The 15,726-nt window shown below is 64.1% G+C and carries 10 protein-coding genes and 3 pseudogenes; 10 read left to right on the top strand and 3 right to left on the bottom strand.

The window, feature by feature from the left end:
• Position 1: 1 nt before the first annotated feature.
• From nuoH to ACWPWO_RS11335, 9 genes and pseudogenes are all read left to right on the top strand, one after another.
• Complete coding sequence (gene nuoH, locus ACWPWO_RS11375; RefSeq protein WP_454006695.1) at positions 2-1,075, top strand: NADH-quinone oxidoreductase subunit NuoH; 1,074 nt, start codon at positions 2-4, stop codon at positions 1,073-1,075.
• A 17-nt stretch (positions 1,076-1,092) separates the two neighbouring features.
• Positions 1,093-1,581 (top strand): NADH-quinone oxidoreductase subunit NuoI, encoded by a 489-nt coding sequence (gene nuoI / locus ACWPWO_RS11370; RefSeq protein WP_394060952.1) that lies wholly within the window; start codon positions 1,093-1,095, stop codon positions 1,579-1,581.
• Between the two features lie 18 nt (positions 1,582-1,599).
• Entirely contained in the window at positions 1,600-2,241 is a 642-nt protein-coding gene (locus ACWPWO_RS11365) for an NADH-quinone oxidoreductase subunit J (protein WP_454006694.1), read from the top strand.
• A gap of 2 nt (positions 2,242-2,243) precedes the next feature.
• The gene (gene nuoK / locus ACWPWO_RS11360; protein ID WP_454007483.1) at positions 2,244-2,552 is read left to right on the top strand and encodes an NADH-quinone oxidoreductase subunit NuoK; all 309 of its coding nucleotides are present in this window, start codon (positions 2,244-2,246) and stop codon (positions 2,550-2,552) included.
• Between the two features lie 15 nt (positions 2,553-2,567).
• Positions 2,568-4,571, top strand: a complete 2,004-nt coding sequence (gene nuoL, locus ACWPWO_RS11355; protein ID WP_454006693.1) for an NADH-quinone oxidoreductase subunit L — start codon at positions 2,568-2,570, stop codon at positions 4,569-4,571.
• A gap of 12 nt (positions 4,572-4,583) precedes the next feature.
• The gene (locus ACWPWO_RS11350) at positions 4,584-6,071 is read left to right on the top strand and encodes an NADH-quinone oxidoreductase subunit M (RefSeq protein WP_454006692.1); all 1,488 of its coding nucleotides are present in this window, start codon (positions 4,584-4,586) and stop codon (positions 6,069-6,071) included.
• Positions 6,072-6,082: 11 nt separating this feature from the next.
• Positions 6,083-7,560: pseudogene (gene nuoN / locus ACWPWO_RS11345) on the top strand (NADH-quinone oxidoreductase subunit NuoN).
• 13 nt (positions 7,561-7,573) lie between these two features.
• Positions 7,574-7,720, top strand: a pseudogene (locus ACWPWO_RS11340) (DUF2818 family protein); the annotation flags it as partial.
• A gap of 194 nt (positions 7,721-7,914) precedes the next feature.
• Positions 7,915-8,103 (top strand): DUF2818 family protein, encoded by a 189-nt coding sequence (locus ACWPWO_RS11335; RefSeq protein ID WP_454006691.1) that lies wholly within the window; start codon positions 7,915-7,917, stop codon positions 8,101-8,103.
• 67 nt (positions 8,104-8,170) lie between these two features.
• Here the strand turns inward: ACWPWO_RS11335 and ACWPWO_RS11330 are convergent.
• Both ACWPWO_RS11330 and ACWPWO_RS11325 read right to left on the bottom strand, forming a co-directional pair.
• Positions 8,171-9,540 (bottom strand): IS3 family transposase gene (locus ACWPWO_RS11330; protein ID WP_454006690.1). Its coding sequence is split into 2 segments (ribosomal slippage): positions 8,171-9,049 and positions 9,052-9,540, totalling 1,368 coding nucleotides; the frame shifts between segments, so codons are not numbered across the junction.
• Between the two features lie 81 nt (positions 9,541-9,621).
• A pseudogene (locus ACWPWO_RS11325) lies at positions 9,622-10,736 on the bottom strand (NAD(P)H-dependent flavin oxidoreductase).
• 453 nt (positions 10,737-11,189) lie between these two features.
• On the opposite strand from ACWPWO_RS11325, the gene serB reads away from it, so the two are divergent.
• Complete coding sequence (gene serB / locus ACWPWO_RS11320) at positions 11,190-12,041, top strand: phosphoserine phosphatase SerB (RefSeq protein WP_454006689.1); 852 nt, start codon at positions 11,190-11,192, stop codon at positions 12,039-12,041.
• 130 nt (positions 12,042-12,171) lie between these two features.
• Here the strand turns inward: serB and mfd are convergent, their stop codons facing one another.
• Positions 12,172-15,720, bottom strand: coding sequence for a transcription-repair coupling factor (gene mfd / locus ACWPWO_RS11315; RefSeq protein ID WP_454006688.1), 3,549 nt, complete (start codon positions 15,718-15,720; stop codon positions 12,172-12,174).
• Between the last annotated feature and the right edge of the window lie 6 nt (positions 15,721-15,726).

The following is a 15,726-nucleotide window of genomic DNA, read 5'->3' as shown; positions in this document are numbered from 1 at the left end:
CATGGAATTTCTCTCTGTCATCAACAACTTCGGCACCGAACTGCTCGGTCCCACCGCCTGGTACGTGGTCTGGACGCTGATCAAGATCGTGGTCATCGCCGTGCCCATCATCCTGTGCGTGGCGTACCTGACCTACTGGGAACGCAAGATGATCGGCTTCATGCACGTGCGCCTGGGGCCCACCCGCGTGGGTTACCGCGGCCTGCTGCAGCCGTTCGCCGACGTGTTCAAGCTGCTGACCAAGGAACTGATCGTTCCGGCCAAGTCCAACAAGACGCTGTACATCCTGGCTCCCGTGGTCACGCTGATGCCCGCCCTGGCGGCCTGGGCCGTGATTCCCTTCGGTCCCGAGTCCGTGCTGGCCAACGTGAACGCCGGCCTGCTGTACATCCTGGCCATTTCCTCGCTGGGCGTGTATGGCGTGATCGTGGCCGGCTGGGCCTCCAACTCCAAGTACGCCTTGCTGGGCGGCCTGCGCGCCGCGGCCCAGGTGCTGTCCTACGAGCTGGCCATCGGCTTCGTGCTGGTGACCGTGCTGCTGGTGTCGGGCACGCTGAACCTGTCGGGCATCGTGACCGGCCAGACCCAGGGCTACTTCGCGGACAAGGGCCTGAACTTCCTGTCCTGGAACTGGCTGCCGCTGCTGCCGCTGTTCGTGATCTACGTGATCTCGTCCGTGGCCGAGACCAACCGCCACCCCTTCGACGTGGTGGAGGGCGAGTCGGAAATCGTGGCCGGTCCCATGGTGGAATATTCGGGCATGGGCTTTGCCCTGTTCTTCCTGGGCGAATACGCCAACATGATTCTGTTGTCGGCCCTGGCCTCCACCATGTTCCCGGCCGGCTGGACTCCCATCGTCGCGTTCGCTCCCTTCACCTGGATCCCGGGCTGGCTGTGGCTGGGTCTGAAGACCTTCGTCGTGGTCTCCATGTTCATCTGGTTCCGCGCAACGTTCCCCCGTTACCGCTATGACCAGATCATGCGTCTGGGCTGGAAAGTGTTCATCCCTCTGACGGGTGTGTGGCTGTTGATCGTGGCGATCTGGATGCAGACGCCATGGAACATCTGGCAGTAAGGCTAAGGGGCAAGATTATGGAAGCAATCAAAGATTTCTTTGGCAGCCTGATGCTGTCCGAAATGCTCAAGGGCATGCGCCTGACCGGCAAGTATTTCTTCAAGCGCAAGGTGACCCTGCGCTACCCGCTGGAAAAGACGCCGACCTCGCCGCGTTTCCGCGGCCTGCACGCCTTGCGTCGCTACGCCAACGGCGAAGAGCGCTGCATTGCGTGCAAGCTGTGCGAAGCCGTGTGCCCGGCCTTGGCCATCTCCATCGAGTCGGCCGAACGCGAGGACGGCACGCGCCGCACCACGCGCTACGACATCGATCTGGCCAAGTGCATTTTCTGTGGTTTCTGTGAAGAAAGCTGCCCGGTCGACTCGATCGTGGAAACACACATTCACGAATACCACGGTGAAAAGCGCGGCGACCTGTACTACACCAAGGACATGCTGCTGGCCATTGGCGACCGCTACGAGGACGAGATCGCTCGTCGTCGCGCCGCAGACGCACCTTATCGCTAAGGCCGGAGCTCTACACACATGTTATTTACTACTGTTCTGTTCTATGTGCTGGCGCTGGTGCTGGTGGTGGCCGCGTTCCGCGTGATCTCGGCCAGCAACCCGGTGACCGCCGTGCTGCACCTGATCCTGGCCTTCTTCACGGCCGCCATGCTGTGGATGCTGATGGGCGCCGAGTTCCTGTCGCTGCTGCTGGTGGTGGTGTACGTGGGCGCCGTGATGGTCATGTTCCTGTTCGTCATCATGATGCTGGACGTGCGCCAGGAGTCCGTGGCGTCCAAGTTCAAGGCCTACATCCCCCTGGGCCTGTTGATCGGCGCCGTCATGATCCTGGAGATGGGCTTCGTCCTGACCCAGTTGTGGCTCAAGGCCGGTCCGGCCGCCGTCATGCCGGAGGACTACAACAATACCCGCGTCATCGGCGAACTGATGTATTCGCAGTACGTCCTGGCCGTCCTGATCGGCGGCATCGTGCTGCTGGTCGGCATGATTTCGGCCATTGCCCTCACGTTGCGCAAGCGCGACGGCGTGAAACGCACCGTCCCCGGCCAGCAGGTCAAGGTGCGCGCACAAGATCGCGTGCGCCTGGTGTCCATGCCCGCCCAAACCGAAAAGCCGTCGGTATCCAGTTCGGCTGACGCCGTCGTTCCAGGAGACAAATGATGATGACGCTGTCGCTTGCGCACTATCTCGTCCTGAGCGCCGTGCTGTTCACGATCGGACTGTTCGGCTTCTCCCTCAACCGCCGCAACCTGATCATCCTGCTGATGTCGGTGGAACTGATCCTTCTGTCCGCCAACATGAACTTCGTCGCCTTCTCCACCTGGATGGGGGACGCGGCCGGGCAGGTGTTCGTCTTCTTCGTCCTGACGGTCGCTGCGGCCGAGGCGGCGATTGGTCTCGCGATTCTCGTATTGCTGTTCCGCAATCTGAATTCGATCAATGTCGAGGATCTCGACCAGCTCAAGGGTTGATGGGATAGCACAACAATGAACTCCATAAATCTTTATCTGACGATTGCGCTTGCTCCCCTGGCGGGAGCTGCGCTGGCCGGCCTGTTTGGCACCGGCTTTCTGGGGCGGATCATCGGCAAGACCGGCGCCCACCTGATCACCATTGCCGGCGTGCTGATCTCCTTCATCGGCTCGGTCACCGTGCTGTTCCAGGTGCTCGACGGCCAGACCTTCAACGGCTCCGTCTACACCTGGATCACCATAGGCAGCATCAAGTGGGACATCGGCTTTCTGATCGACCAGCTGACCGCCCTGATGATGGTGGTGGTGACTTCCGTGTCGCTGATGGTGCACATCTACACCATCGGCTACATGAAGGACGATCCGGGCTACCAGCGCTTCTTCTCCTACATCTCGCTGTTCACCTTCTCCATGCTGATGCTGGTCATGTCCAACAACATGCTCCAGCTGTTCTTCGGCTGGGAAGCCGTGGGCCTGGTCTCCTACCTGCTGATCGGTTTCTGGTACGAGCGCAAGACCGCGATCTTCGCCAACATGAAGGCGTTCCTGGTCAACCGCGTCGGCGACTTCGGCTTCGCCCTGGGCATCGGCCTGCTGTACGCCTACACCGGCTCCATGAACTACTCGGATGTGTTCGCCAAGGTCCAGGAGCTGAGCGCCATGACCTTCCCCGGCACGGACTGGCAGCTGCTGACCGTGGCGGCTCTGGCCCTGTTCGTGGGCGCCATGGGCAAATCCGCCCAGGTCCCGCTGCACAGCTGGCTGCCTGACTCCATGGAAGGTCCCACCCCGATCTCCGCGCTGATCCACGCCGCCACCATGGTGACGGCCGGCATCTTCATGGTCGCCCGCTTCTCGCCCGTGTTCGAACAGTCGACCACCGCGCTGTCCTTCATCATCGTGATCGGCGCCACCGGCGCGCTGTTCCTGGGCCTGCTGGGCATCATCCAGAACGACGTCAAGCGCGTCGTGGCCTATTCCACGCTGTCGCAGCTGGGCTACATGACCGTCGCCCTGGGCGCCTCCGCCTACTCGGCCGCGGTCTTCCACCTGATGACGCACGCTTTCTTCAAGGCCCTGCTGTTCCTGGGCGCCGGCTCGGTCATCATCGGCATGCACCATGACCAGGACATCCGCAACATGGGCGGCCTGCGCAAGTACATGCCCATCACCTGGCTGACGTTCCTGATCGGCACCCTGGCCCTGGTCGGCACGCCGTTCTTCTCGGGCTTCTATTCCAAGGAGCACGTCATCGAGGCCGCCCGCGAAGCCGGCATCTGGGGTTCCACCTATGCCTACTACGCCACGCTGATCGGCGTGTTCGTCACCTCGCTGTATTCCTTCCGCCTGTACTTCCTGGTCTTCCACGGCAAGGAGCGTTTCCGCGACGTCAAGCACGACGACCACCACGGTCATGACGATCATCACGCGCACGGCGGCGATCCGCACGAATCCCCCTGGGTCGTCACGCTGCCGCTGGTCCTGCTGGCCATTCCGTCGATCTTCGCCGGCATCTGGTTCGTGGATCCGCTGCTGTTCGGCTCGTTCTTCGACGGCGTGATCACTGTTCTGCCCGATCATCCCGCCATGGCGACTCTGGCCCATCACTGGACCGACTGGATGGCCTACGCCCTGCATGGCTTTGCCACCGTGCCGTTCTGGCTGGTCGTGGCCGGCGCCGTCGTGGCCTGGTACCTGTACCTGGTCAACCCAGCGCTGCCTGCCGCCATCAAGAAGAACTGCTCCTTCATCTACCGTATCCTGGAGAACAAGTACTACGTTGACTGGTTCAACGAGCAGGTGCTGGCTCGCGGCGCCCGCTGCCTGGGTACGGGACTGTGGAAAGGCGCCGACCGCGGCCTGATCGACGGCCTGCTGGTCAATGGTAGCGCCCGCGTGGTGGGCTGGGTGGCTGCGATCAGCCGTCACTTGCAATCCGGCTACGTCTACCATTACGCCTTCGCCATGATCATCGGCATCATGGCGCTCTTAACCTTTTTTGTACTGACGGTTCGGTAAATGGCTAGCGATATGGCGTCTTCTACTCTTCCTTGGTTAACGCTGGCGATTTTCGTACCCATCGTCGCCGGCCTGCTGGTGCTGGCTCTGGGACGCGACGACCGTCCCGAGTTCACCCGCTGGCTGGCCCTGCTGGGTTCGATTGCCGGCCTGATTGTCACCATTCCCCTGTACACCGGCTTCAATCCGGGCACGGCCGACATGCAGTTCGTCGAGCTGGCTCCCTGGATCGATGCCTTCAAGGTCAACTACCACCTGGGCGTGGACGGCATCTCCATGTGGTTCGTGCTGCTGACGGCCTTCATCACGGTCATCGTGGTGCTGGCCGGCTGGCAGGTGATCACCAGCCGCGTGGCCCAGTACATGGGCGCCTTCCTGATCCTGTCGGGATTGATGGTCGGCGTGTTCGCGGCCCTGGACGGCCTGCTGTTCTACGTGTTCTTCGAAGCTACCCTGATTCCGATGTACCTGATCATCGGCGTGTGGGGCGGTCCGAACCGCGTGTATGCCGCAATCAAGTTCTTCCTGTACACGCTGCTGGGTTCGCTGCTGACGCTGATCGCGTTCATCTACCTGTGGAACGTGTCCGGCGGCACCTTCGACATCCTGACCTGGCACGATACCAAGCTGGGCTATACCGCCCAGGTGCTGATCTTCGTGGCCCTGTTCATGGCTTTCGCCGTGAAGGTGCCCATGTGGCCCGTGCACACCTGGCTGCCCGACGCCCACGTGGAAGCGCCCACCGGCGGTTCCGTGGTGCTGGCCGCCATCATGTTGAAGCTGGGCGCCTACGGCTTCCTGCGCTTCTCCCTGCCCATCGCCCCCGATGCGTCCCAGGGCCTGGCCGGCATCATCATCGCGCTGTCCCTGGTGGCCGTGATCTATATCGGCCTGGTCGCCATCGTCCAGGACGACATGAAGAAGCTGGTGGCGTATTCGTCCGTGGCGCACATGGGCTTCGTTACCCTGGGCTTCTTCGTGTTCAACACGACCGGCATGGAAGGCGCGATCATGCAGATGATCTCGCACGGCTTCGTCTCCGGCGCGATGTTCCTGTGCATCGGCGTGCTGTACGACCGCCTGCACACCCGCCGCATCGCCGACTACGGCGGCGTGGTCAACGTGATGCCCCGTTTCGTGACGTTCTTCGTGCTGTTCTCCATGGCCAACAGCGGCCTGCCCGGCACCAGCGGATTCATCGGCGAATTCACCGTCATCATGGGCGCGGTCGAACACAATTTCTGGATCGGCCTGCTGACGGCCACGGCCCTGATCACCGGCGCGGCCTATTCGCTGTGGATGCTCAAGCGCGTGGCCTTCGGCCCCGTGGGCAACGAGAACGTTGCCGGCATGAGCGATCTGAGCAGCCGCGAGTTCTTCGTTCTTGGCGTAATGGCGATTGCTGTGTTGGGTATGGGTGTCTATCCAAAACCATTCACCGATGTCATGCACGTTTCGGTTGAAGCGCTGCTGCAACACGTCTCCATCTCGAAACTGTAGGCCGAAACACTATGGAAACTACCTTCAACTTTTCTCTGGCCCTGCCTGAGATTCTGCTCCTGGTTCTGGCCTCGTGTGTGCTGATTTTCGACTCCTTCAGCGCGCACAAGCAGCGCCACAATACCTTCGTGCTCAGCCTGGGCACGCTGGTGGTGGTCGCGCTGGGCGTCGCCTGGCAGTGGTCGCAGGGCATGACCGGCACCACGTTCGGCGGTCTGTTCGTGGTGGACGAGCTGTCCCACTTCCTGAAGCTGCTGTCCTGCGCGGCCGTGGCCGTCACCCTGATCTACGGTCGTGACTACGCCGAGCAGCGCGACATGCTGGATCGCGGCGGCGAGCTGTACACCCTGTCGCTGATGGCGCTGCTGGGCCAGATGATCATGATCTCGGCCAACAGCATGCTGACGGTCTACCTGGGCGTCGAGCTGATGTCCTTCGCCTTGTACGCCCTGGTGGCCCTGCGCCGCGAGCATCGCCAGTCCATCGAAGCCGCCATGAAGTACTTCGTGCTGGGCGCGCTGGCTTCCGGCGTGCTGCTGTACGGCATGTCCATGATCTACGGCGCCACCGGCCATCTGGAACTGACCCGCATCGCCGAAGTCATCGGCTCGGGCAAGGCCGAGCGCCTGGCTCTGGTGTTCGGCGTGGTGTTCGTGGTCTCGGGCCTGGCCTTCAAGCTGACCGCCGCTCCCTTCCATATGTGGACGCCTGACGTCTACCAGGGCGCGCCCACCACGGTCACCCTGATCATCGGCGCGGCTCCCAAGCTGGCGGCCTTCGCCGTGACCCTGCGTTTCCTGGTCGAAGGCCTGCACGGCATCGCCGTGGACTGGCAGCCCATGCTGCTGGTGCTGGCCGTGGTGTCGCTGGCGCTGGGCAACCTGACCGCCATCGTGCAGAAGAACCTCAAGCGGATGCTGGCTTACTCCACCATCTCGCACATGGGCTTCATCCTGCTGGGCCTGCTGGCCGGCGTCTTCGACGGCCAGACCAGCGCCCAGGCCTACGGCGCCTCTTTGTTCTACGTCGTGATCTACGTGCTGACCACGCTGAGCACCTTCGGCCTGATCCTGTTGCTGAGCCGCCGCGGCTTCGAGTGCGAGAACATCGACGACCTGAAGGGCCTGAACCGCCGCAATCCCGGCCTGGCCCTGGTGTGGCTGCTGTCCATGTTCTCGCTGGCCGGCATCCCCCGCTGGCCGGCTTCGGCGCCAAGCTGAGCGTGTTGCAGGCCGTGGTCGGCGCAGGCTACATCTGGCTGGCCGTCTTCGCCGTGGTCATGTCCCTGATCGGCGCGTTCTACTACCTGCGCGTGGTCAAGGTTGCCTACTTCGACGAGCCTGAAGGCGAAGCGCATCCTTTGGCGACAGGCGTGTTCACCAAGGCCGTCATGCTGGTGAACGGCGTGTTGATCATCGGCCTGGGCCTGCTGCCCGGCGGCCTGATGGACACCTGCATCCGCGTGATCCAGGCATCCCTGCAATTCTGATCGAGGTGACGACATGGACCAAAGCCTTTCCATCTGGGTGCTGATCGTTCTTTCGCTGATCACGGCCAATCTGCCGTTCTTCGTGGAGAAACCCTTGCTGGTTCTGCCTTGGTCCGCGCGGGGAGAAACGCCGCGTCCCGCCTGGCTGCAGTTGTTCAGCGGCGTGGTGTTCCTGGCCGTGGTGACGGCGCTGGGCCTGGGCATCTACAGCCTGATCGGCCGCAGCTCGGGCCTGAGCTCCACGCCCGCCATGCTGGGCAAGGTGGCGCTGGCGCTGGCTGTGGCCGCGGCAGTGTTCTACTTTCCGGCCTGGCGCGCAAGAGGCCAGAACGTCCACAAGAGCTTTTTTTCCGCTTGCTGGAAGTCTGTGCGTTCTACGGCATCGTCGGCGCCCTGGGCTTCGCCTTCGAAGCCAGCATCGGCAATCCCTTCAGCCAGACCTGGGTGTTCTACACCATCACCTTCGCCTTGTTCCTGGTGCTGGCCTATCCAGGCTATGTGTATCGCTACCTGATGCGCCACCCCAAGGGCAAGTTCGAATAGGCCGGCTGAACCGCCATAAAAAAACCCGCATGCGTGAACTGACCCCCGAAAGTTGGACGGTCAGAGCCTAAAGCCCGAAGGCCTGAGCTCGGTACTGCACCGGGCTCAGGCCTTTTAGCTTGAGCTTGATGCGTTCGTGATTGTAGTAGTGGATGTACTGGCCGATGCCGGCCTGGAGCTGCTCGATGCTCTCGAAGCGGTTCAGGTGGAAGAACTCGGCCTTGAGCGTGCCGAAGAAGCTCTCCATGGCGGCATTGTCCAGGCAGTTTCCCTTGCGCGACATGCTCTGAATCACGCCTTGCTCAGCGAGCCGACGCCGGTACTGGGGCTGCTGGTACTGCCAGCCCTGATCGGAGTGCAGCAGCGGGCGATCCGTGGGTGCGAGCCGGGCCAGCGCTTTCTGGAGCATGCTGCCCACGAGCTGGAACACGGGGCGCAGGCTGGTCTCGTAGGCCACGATCTCGCCGTTGTACAGGTCCATCACCGGCGAGAGGTACAGCTTGTCGGCGCCGACCTTGAACTCGGTCACATCCGTCACCCACTTCTGGTTGGGCCTGTCGGCCTGGAACTGGCGCGTCGGCAGGTTCGGCGCCACACGGCCCTGCTCGCCTCGGTACGAACGGTATTTCTTCGGGCGCACCAAGGACTTCAGTCCCAGCGTCTGCATCACGCGCTGGACGGCCTTGTGGTTGATGAGCTCACCGGCTCGGCGCAGCGCCGCCGTGATGCGCCGGTAGCCATAGCGGCCCTGGTGCTGGTCGTACAGCGCGCGGATGCGCGCCTTCAGTCCGGCGCAGGGATCGGCCGCGCCCAGTGCCTTGGCCTGGTAGTAGAACGTGCTGCGCGACAGCCCGGCCACCTTCAGCAGCACGGCCAAGGTGTGGCCTTGCCTCAATTCGAGCACGACCCGCGCTTTTTCTGCGCGGCCAGCGCTTTTTCCTGACGCAAGGCCCTCAATTTTTTTAAGTACGCATTCTCCGCGCGCAGATATTCGTTCTCTTGGCGCAACTGCTCCAGCGTGCGCGTGTCCTCGCAGGGCGAAGGCGTAAGGGTTGGAGGTTTGGGGGATTTCATCGTCGGGGAGCGGCCTGGGCGAGGGTTGGGGGTCAGGGCGCGAAGGCCCCCTTCATGATACTCGCGTTCCCACCGCCTCACGACGCCATGGCCGCCGCGCACGTCGAACCGCGCCGCGGCTTGGCGGCAAGACAAGCCCTCTTGCCACATCCGACTCAACACGGACAGCTTGAACTCGGCGCCGTAGTGACCGCTGTGCTTCTTGTGCAATCCCGCCTCGCCATGCTCTCGGTACTGCGCGGCCCAGCGGCGCACCGTCCCATGATCGAGCCCATATCGCCCGGCCAATGCCCGGGCCCCTAGCGACCCGGACCAATAGTCCCGTGCCACTTCCAGCTTGAAGTCCACATCATATTTCGCCATGTAAAACCCCCGAAGGTTGGTTCAATGTCCAACTTTCGGGGGTCAGTTCAGCGTTGCGGGTTTTTTTATGTCCGGGTGGGTTCATCGGCCGCCCAGCGGAGCATGGGGCGCCCCGGCCACGCCCATGCGCTTGCAGACGCCCTGGGCTTCCTGGGCCAGCACCAGTGTCAGCTGCTCGGCGGGAAGGCGCCGCCCGAGCGAGGCGGCTTGTCCGCTCCAGAGCGAGGTGAAGTCGCTGCGTCCTTGCTTTTCGGCTTCGATGCGCAAAGGACTGAGTGCGGAGCCGGCGTGCGGAAAAACGGGCGCGCTGGCGTCCAGAGGGCCGATTTCATCCATCAGCCGGGTGCGTATGCTGCGCGCCGGGCGGCCGGAGAACAGATTGGTGATGGCGGTGCCGTCCGAGGTACTGTTGTTCAGCGCCTTGCGGTGCAATTCGCTGATCTTGGATTCAGGACAGAACAGGTAGGCCGTACCGATCTGGGCGGCGCAGGCGCCCAGCGCGAACGCGGCGGCGATGCCGCGTCCATCCGCAATGCCGCCTGCCGCGATGACGGGCTTGTCCACGGCATCCGCAATCTGCGGCAGCAGAGCCAGGCTGCCGACCTGGGTGGAGACATTCTCGCCCAGGAACAGGCCGCGATGGCCGCCGGCCTCCGAGCCTTGGGCAATGATGACGTCGGCGCCGTGTTCCTGCAGCCAGAGGGCTTCGGCCACGGTGGTGGCGCTGGCCATCGTGAGTGCGCCCGCCTGCTTGACGCGCTCGAGCAGATCGGGGAGGGCAGGCCGAAATGAAAGCTGACGGCTTCAGGACGAAGTTCTTCCAGCAGATCCGCATGCGCCGGCGAGAATGGTGCGCGCGAGGCCTTGGGCAGCTCCTGGTTCGGGTCCAGTCCGTACTCTTGATAGTAAGGCATCAGGCGCAGCCGCCATTCCTGCAGCGCTTCGGGTTCCAGGCGCTGGTCCTGGTGGCAGAAGAAGTTCAGGTTCAAGGGGCGATCCGTGGCCTGGCGGAACAGGCTTACCTGTTCGCGTATCTGGTCCACGCTGAGCATGGCGCAGGGCAGGGAGCCCAGTCCGCCTGCACGTGCCACGGCGATGGCCAGAGCGCTGTCCTGGGCGCCGGCCATGGGAGCCTGGACGATGGGATGTTCGATGTTCAGCAGATCCAGCAAAGTATTGTTGGGCCAGACGTACATAGAAGAGTCCTTGTTTTCCTGTGTGCTTCATCGTAGCAGGATGAGTCCGGGCTGAAAACCGGCGCCTACGCCGCGGGAAGCCGCCCTGCGGAAAGCCGCCCTGCGGGAAGCCGCCCTGCGGGAAGTCGCTCCGGCCGGGTGTCGTTTCCCTCTGCCGACGCGATACAATAGCAATTTTTTGCCGCCGGGCCGCCCCAAGGCGAAAAGCGCCCCCTCGGGGGCAGCAAGCCGAAGGTGCAGCGTGGGGGCTTTTTTGCCGCCGGGCCGCCCCAAGGCGAAAAGCGCCCCCTCGGGGGGCAGCAAGCCAAAGGCGCAGCGTGGGGGCTTTTTTTGCCGCCGGGCCGCCCCAAGGCAAAAAGCGCCCCCTCGGGGGGCAGCAAGCCGAAGGCGCAGCGTGGGGGCTTTTTTGGGCTCGCCGCGCGCGCCCCGTTTATTTGTTTCGTGGACGTATTGATGTCTCATCTCATTCTTCAGGGGCCGCGCCTGGATGGCGCCATCATCGAAAAAATCGCCGCGCTGGTGCAGGCGGACGGCGTCCAGGAACTGGGGCCGACGGCCGTGCGCCTGCTGGGCGCCGATGCGCAGCAGAAGCCGCAGGTCCAGGCCCTGTGCCAGGAGGCCCGCATGGACTTTGCTTTCCTGGACCAGATCGACCGGCTGAAGGAGATGCGCGTGCTGGCGATGGACATGGACTCCACGCTGATCAATATCGAGTGCATCGATGAGATCGCCGACATGGCGGGCCGCAAGGAACAGGTCGCCACCATTACCGAAGCCGCCATGCGCGGGGAGATCAAGGATTTCTCGGAGAGCCTGATCCGCCGGGTGGCGTTTCTGGAAGGCGTGACGGTGAACGATCTGGCGCGCGTCTATGAAGAGCGCCTGCAGCCCAACCCCGGCGCCGAGCGGCTGGTGGCCACGGCGCATGCGCACGGCGTCAAGACGCTGCTGGTATCCGGCGGCTTCACCTTCTTCACGGAACGCATGAAGGACCGCCTGAGCCTGAGCTATGCCTATTCCAATACGCTGGAAGTCGTCGATGGCGTGCTGACCGGCAAGGTGCTGGGCGATATCGTGGACGGACAGGCCAAGGCGCGTTTCCTGCAGGAGCTTGCCGCCGAGCTGGGCGCGGGCCCCGAGCAGTGCATCGCCATGGGCGATGGCGCCAATGATCTGCTGATGCTGGCCAAGGCCAAGTATGCCGTTGCATACCGGGCCAAGCCCGTGGTCCAGGAGCAGGCCCGCTTCGCCCTGAATCATTCGCCGCTGGACGCGGTGCTGAACTGGTTCAGGCTGGACGTGTAAGGCGTTCACGCCGGCCCAGGCAGACAAAATCCCCGTAAACCGCAGGTCTACGGGGATTTTTTCATGAGCGGCCGGTCCGGCGCGAAAAGTCTGCAAGACGGGCGGCGGTGCGCCCCGTCAGCAGCTGATCTCAGGCTGGCTTGCCATTTTCTTTCTTCAGGCTCGCCAGCACGCTGCGCACGGCCTGGACACGGTTCTTGACGACTTCCCCGTCGCGGATCTCGATGCGTAGCTTGTCCGGACCGGCCAGGCGCACCTGCTTGTTCTTCTGCGCCAGTTCGATGATGCTGACCGGGTCCACATTGGGCTTGGTCGAGAACTGCACGGTGGCCTGTGCTTCGCTGGCGTCGATCTTGACGATGCCCAGCGGCTCGGCCTGGATGCGCAGGCGATGCACGGCCAGCAGATGCTCGCCGGGCTCGGGCAGCGGCCCGTAGCGGTCGATGAGCTCTTCCTGGATGCTGAACAGGTCTTCTTCGTTGCGCGCGTGCGAGAGCGCCTTGTAGTGTCCCAGGCGGGCATTGACGTCCGGACAGTAGCTGGAGGGCAGCAGGGCGGAGGTGCGCAGATTGACTTCGCATTGCAGGGCGAAGGGCGAATCCAGGTCGGGTTCTTCGCCGGCCTTGAGCGCTTTCACCGCCGCATTGAGCATGTCCGAGTACATGGAGAAACCCACTTCCTGGATATCGCCCGACTGCGATTCGCCCAGCACTTCGCCGGCGCCCCGGATCTCCAGGTCATGCATGGCCAGGAAGAAGCCGGCCCCCAGCTCTTCCATGGCCTGGATGGCCTCCAGCCGCTTCTTGGCATTGCTGGTGATGGCGTCCTCGCCCGGCGTCAGCAGGTAGGCGTAGGCCTGGTGGTGCGAGCGCCCGACCCGGCCGCGCAACTGGTGCAGCTGGGCCAGGCCCAGGCGGTCGGCGCGGTGGATCACGATGGTGTTGGCGCTGGGCACGTCGATGCCGGTCTCGATGATGGTCGTGCACAGCAGCACGTTGTAGCGCTTCTGATAGAAGCCCTTCATGACGGCTTCCAGCTCGCGTTCGGGCATCTGGCCGTGGGCCACGGCGATGCTGGCTTCGGGCACGAGCTCCTCCAGACGGGCGCGGCGGTTGTGGATGGTCTCGACTTCGTTGTGCAGGAAGTAGACCTGGCCGCCGCGCTTCAATTCGCGCAGCAGGGCCTCGCGTATGGTGCTGCCGTCTTCACGGCGCACAAAGGTCTTGATGGCCAGGCGCTTCTGCGGCGCGGTGGCGATCACGGAGAAGTCGCGTATGCCTTCCAGCGACATGCCCAGCGTGCGCGGGATGGGGGTGGCGGTGAGGGTCAGGACGTCCACCTCGGCACGCAGCGCCTTCAAGGCTTCTTTCTGGCGAACGCCGAAGCGGTGTTCTTCGTCGATGATGACCAGGCCCAACTGCTTGAAGCGCACGTCGGAGGACAGGATCTTGTGCGTGCCGATGACGATGTCCACGCTGCCTTCGCGCAGGCCGGCTATGGCCGCCTGGGTGTCCTTGCTGGAACGGAAACGCGACAGTTCGGCCACGCGTACCGGCCAGTCGGCGAAGCGGTCCGCGAAGGTCTGGGCGTGCTGTTCGGCCAGCAGCGTGGTGGGGCACAACAGCGCCACCTGCTTGCCGTTGGCCACGGCCAGGAAGGCGGCGCGCAGCGCGACCTCGGTCTTGCCGAAGCCCACGTCGCCGCAGACCAGGCGATCCATGGGTCGGCCCGAAGTCATGTCCTGGACGACGGCCTCGATGGCGGCCGCCTGGTCGGGCGTTTCCTCGAATCCGAAGCCCTCGGCGAAAGCCTGGTAATCGTTCAGCGGCAGCTTGAACTGGTAGCCCTGGCGGGCGGCGCGCTGGGCGTACAAGGCGAGCAGTTCGGCGGCGCTGTCGCGCGCCTGTTTGGCCGCGCGCCGGCGCGCCTTGTCCCACGGGCCCGAACCTAGCTGGTGCAGCGGCACAGGCTCGGGTGCGGAGCCGCTGTAGCGAGCGATGACGTGCAACTGCGCCACGGGCACATACAGGGTGCTGCCTTTGGCGTACTCCAGGTGCAGGAACTCCACCGGGCCTTCGCCCAGATCCATTTCCTTCAGGCCGCAGTAGCGGCCTATGCCGTGCTCGGCGTGCACCACCGGATCGCCTTCGCGCAGTTCCGACAGGTCGCGCACCATGGCTTCCACGTCGCTGCTGCGCTCGTTGCGGCGGCGGCCGCGCTGGGTGCGCGCCTGGGTCGGGTAGAGGTCGTTCTCCGTCAGCAGGCTCAGGCCGCCGTGCACCAGGGCGAAGCCATGGAACAGCGGCGCCACGATCAGGGCGAAGGGCGCGTCCGAGTCCAGGAAGTCGGCCAGGTTCTGGCAGGCGGGCGCGGGCCGCAAGTCATACTCCAGCAGCATTTGCAGCAGCGTCTCGCGACGCCCGGGCGAATCGGCGCATAGTACGGTGCGGCGGCGCTGGTCGTGGACCTCGCGACGCAGCAGGGCAAGCGGGTCCTCGGCGCGGCGGTTCACGGCCACGGCCGGCAGAGGCTCGAAGTCCGGGTGTGAAAGCGGGGCGGCCTCCGGTGCATCGGAGGCCGCCATGTCGGGTTTAGGCGTGCCAGGCGCCGCCGCGCCGCCCAGGCTGAGCCGGGCGAAGGGCTTGATCTCGCCGAAGAACTGTTCGTCCGACAGGAACAGGCTGGCGGGCGGCAGGATGGGGCGCTCGCGGTCGTTCTTCAGAAACGCGTAGCGGCTGTGCGTGTCGTTCTGGAAGCGCTGGATGGCCGTCTGGGCGTCGCCGTGCGTGACCACCAGGCTGCCTTGCGGCACGTAGTCCATCAGGGTGGCCGTCTGTTCGAAGAACAGCGGCAGATAATACTCGATGCCTGCGAAGGCGATCCCGTTGCCCACGTCCTTGTAGGGCAGGGCGCGCGAAGGATCTCCTTCGAACTGTTCGCGAAAGCGCGCCCGGAAGTTGTTGCGCGCCTCTTCGTCCATCGGGAACTCGCGTCCCGGCAGCAACTGGATCTCCTTGACCGGGTACAGGCTGCGCTGGGTGTCGATGTCGAAGCTGCGTATGGTCTCGATTTCGTCGTCGAACAGGTCCAGGCGGTAAGGCAGGGCCGAGCCCATGGGAAACAGGTCTATCAGGCCGCCGCGGATGCTGAATTCACCCGGTGCGCTCACCTGGGTCATGTGGGTGTAGTTGGCCAGCGTCAGTTGGGCGCGCAGGCTGGCTTCGTCCAGGGCGTCGCCCTGGCGGAAGGAGAAGGTGTAGGCGGCCAGGAAGGACGGCGGCGCCAGCCGGTAGAGCGCGGTGGTGACGGGCACCGTGAGCACGTCCACCTCCTGCATCATCAGGGCGTGCAGGGTGCGCAGGCGTTCGGAGATCAGGTCCTGGTGCGGCGAGAAGCTGTCGTAGGGCAGCGTTGCCCAGTCGGGCAGCTGGGGGACGCGCAGCTCCGGCGCGAACAGCGGCACTTCTTCGGCCGGGCGCTGCGCGGACAGGGGATCGGCGCACAGCACGATCAGGGGCGCCCCGCGCCGGCGCGCCAGGTCGGCCATCAGGCAGGCATCGCCCGAACCGGGCGGCATGGGTTGAACGTAGCGCTGGCCGGGGCGCAAGGCAGCCAGCACCTCGTGAGTGCTGGGCAGGGACAGGGAGTGCTGTTTTTCGGTTTCCATCAGGATTGTCATTATAAA

The sequence above is a fragment of the Alcaligenes sp. Marseille-Q7550 genome, assembly GCF_965112015.1.
This window is presented reverse-complemented; position numbering and strand designations above follow the sequence as displayed.

Coding starts and splice junctions, on each gene's coding strand:
- nuoL (WP_454006693.1), top strand. CDS start 2,568: ATGAACTCCATAAATCTTTATCTGACGATTGCGCTTGCTCCCCTGGCG.
- mfd (WP_454006688.1), bottom strand. CDS start 15,720: ATGACAATCCTGATGGAAACCGAAAAACAGCACTCCCTGTCCCTGCCC.
- nuoK (WP_454007483.1), top strand. CDS start 2,244: ATGACGCTGTCGCTTGCGCACTATCTCGTCCTGAGCGCCGTGCTGTTC.
- nuoI (WP_394060952.1), top strand. CDS start 1,093: ATGGAAGCAATCAAAGATTTCTTTGGCAGCCTGATGCTGTCCGAAATG.
- ACWPWO_RS11365 (WP_454006694.1), top strand. CDS start 1,600: ATGTTATTTACTACTGTTCTGTTCTATGTGCTGGCGCTGGTGCTGGTG.
- nuoH (WP_454006695.1), top strand. CDS start 2: ATGGAATTTCTCTCTGTCATCAACAACTTCGGCACCGAACTGCTCGGT.
- serB (WP_454006689.1), top strand. CDS start 11,190: ATGTCTCATCTCATTCTTCAGGGGCCGCGCCTGGATGGCGCCATCATC.
- ACWPWO_RS11350 (WP_454006692.1), top strand. CDS start 4,584: ATGGCGTCTTCTACTCTTCCTTGGTTAACGCTGGCGATTTTCGTACCC.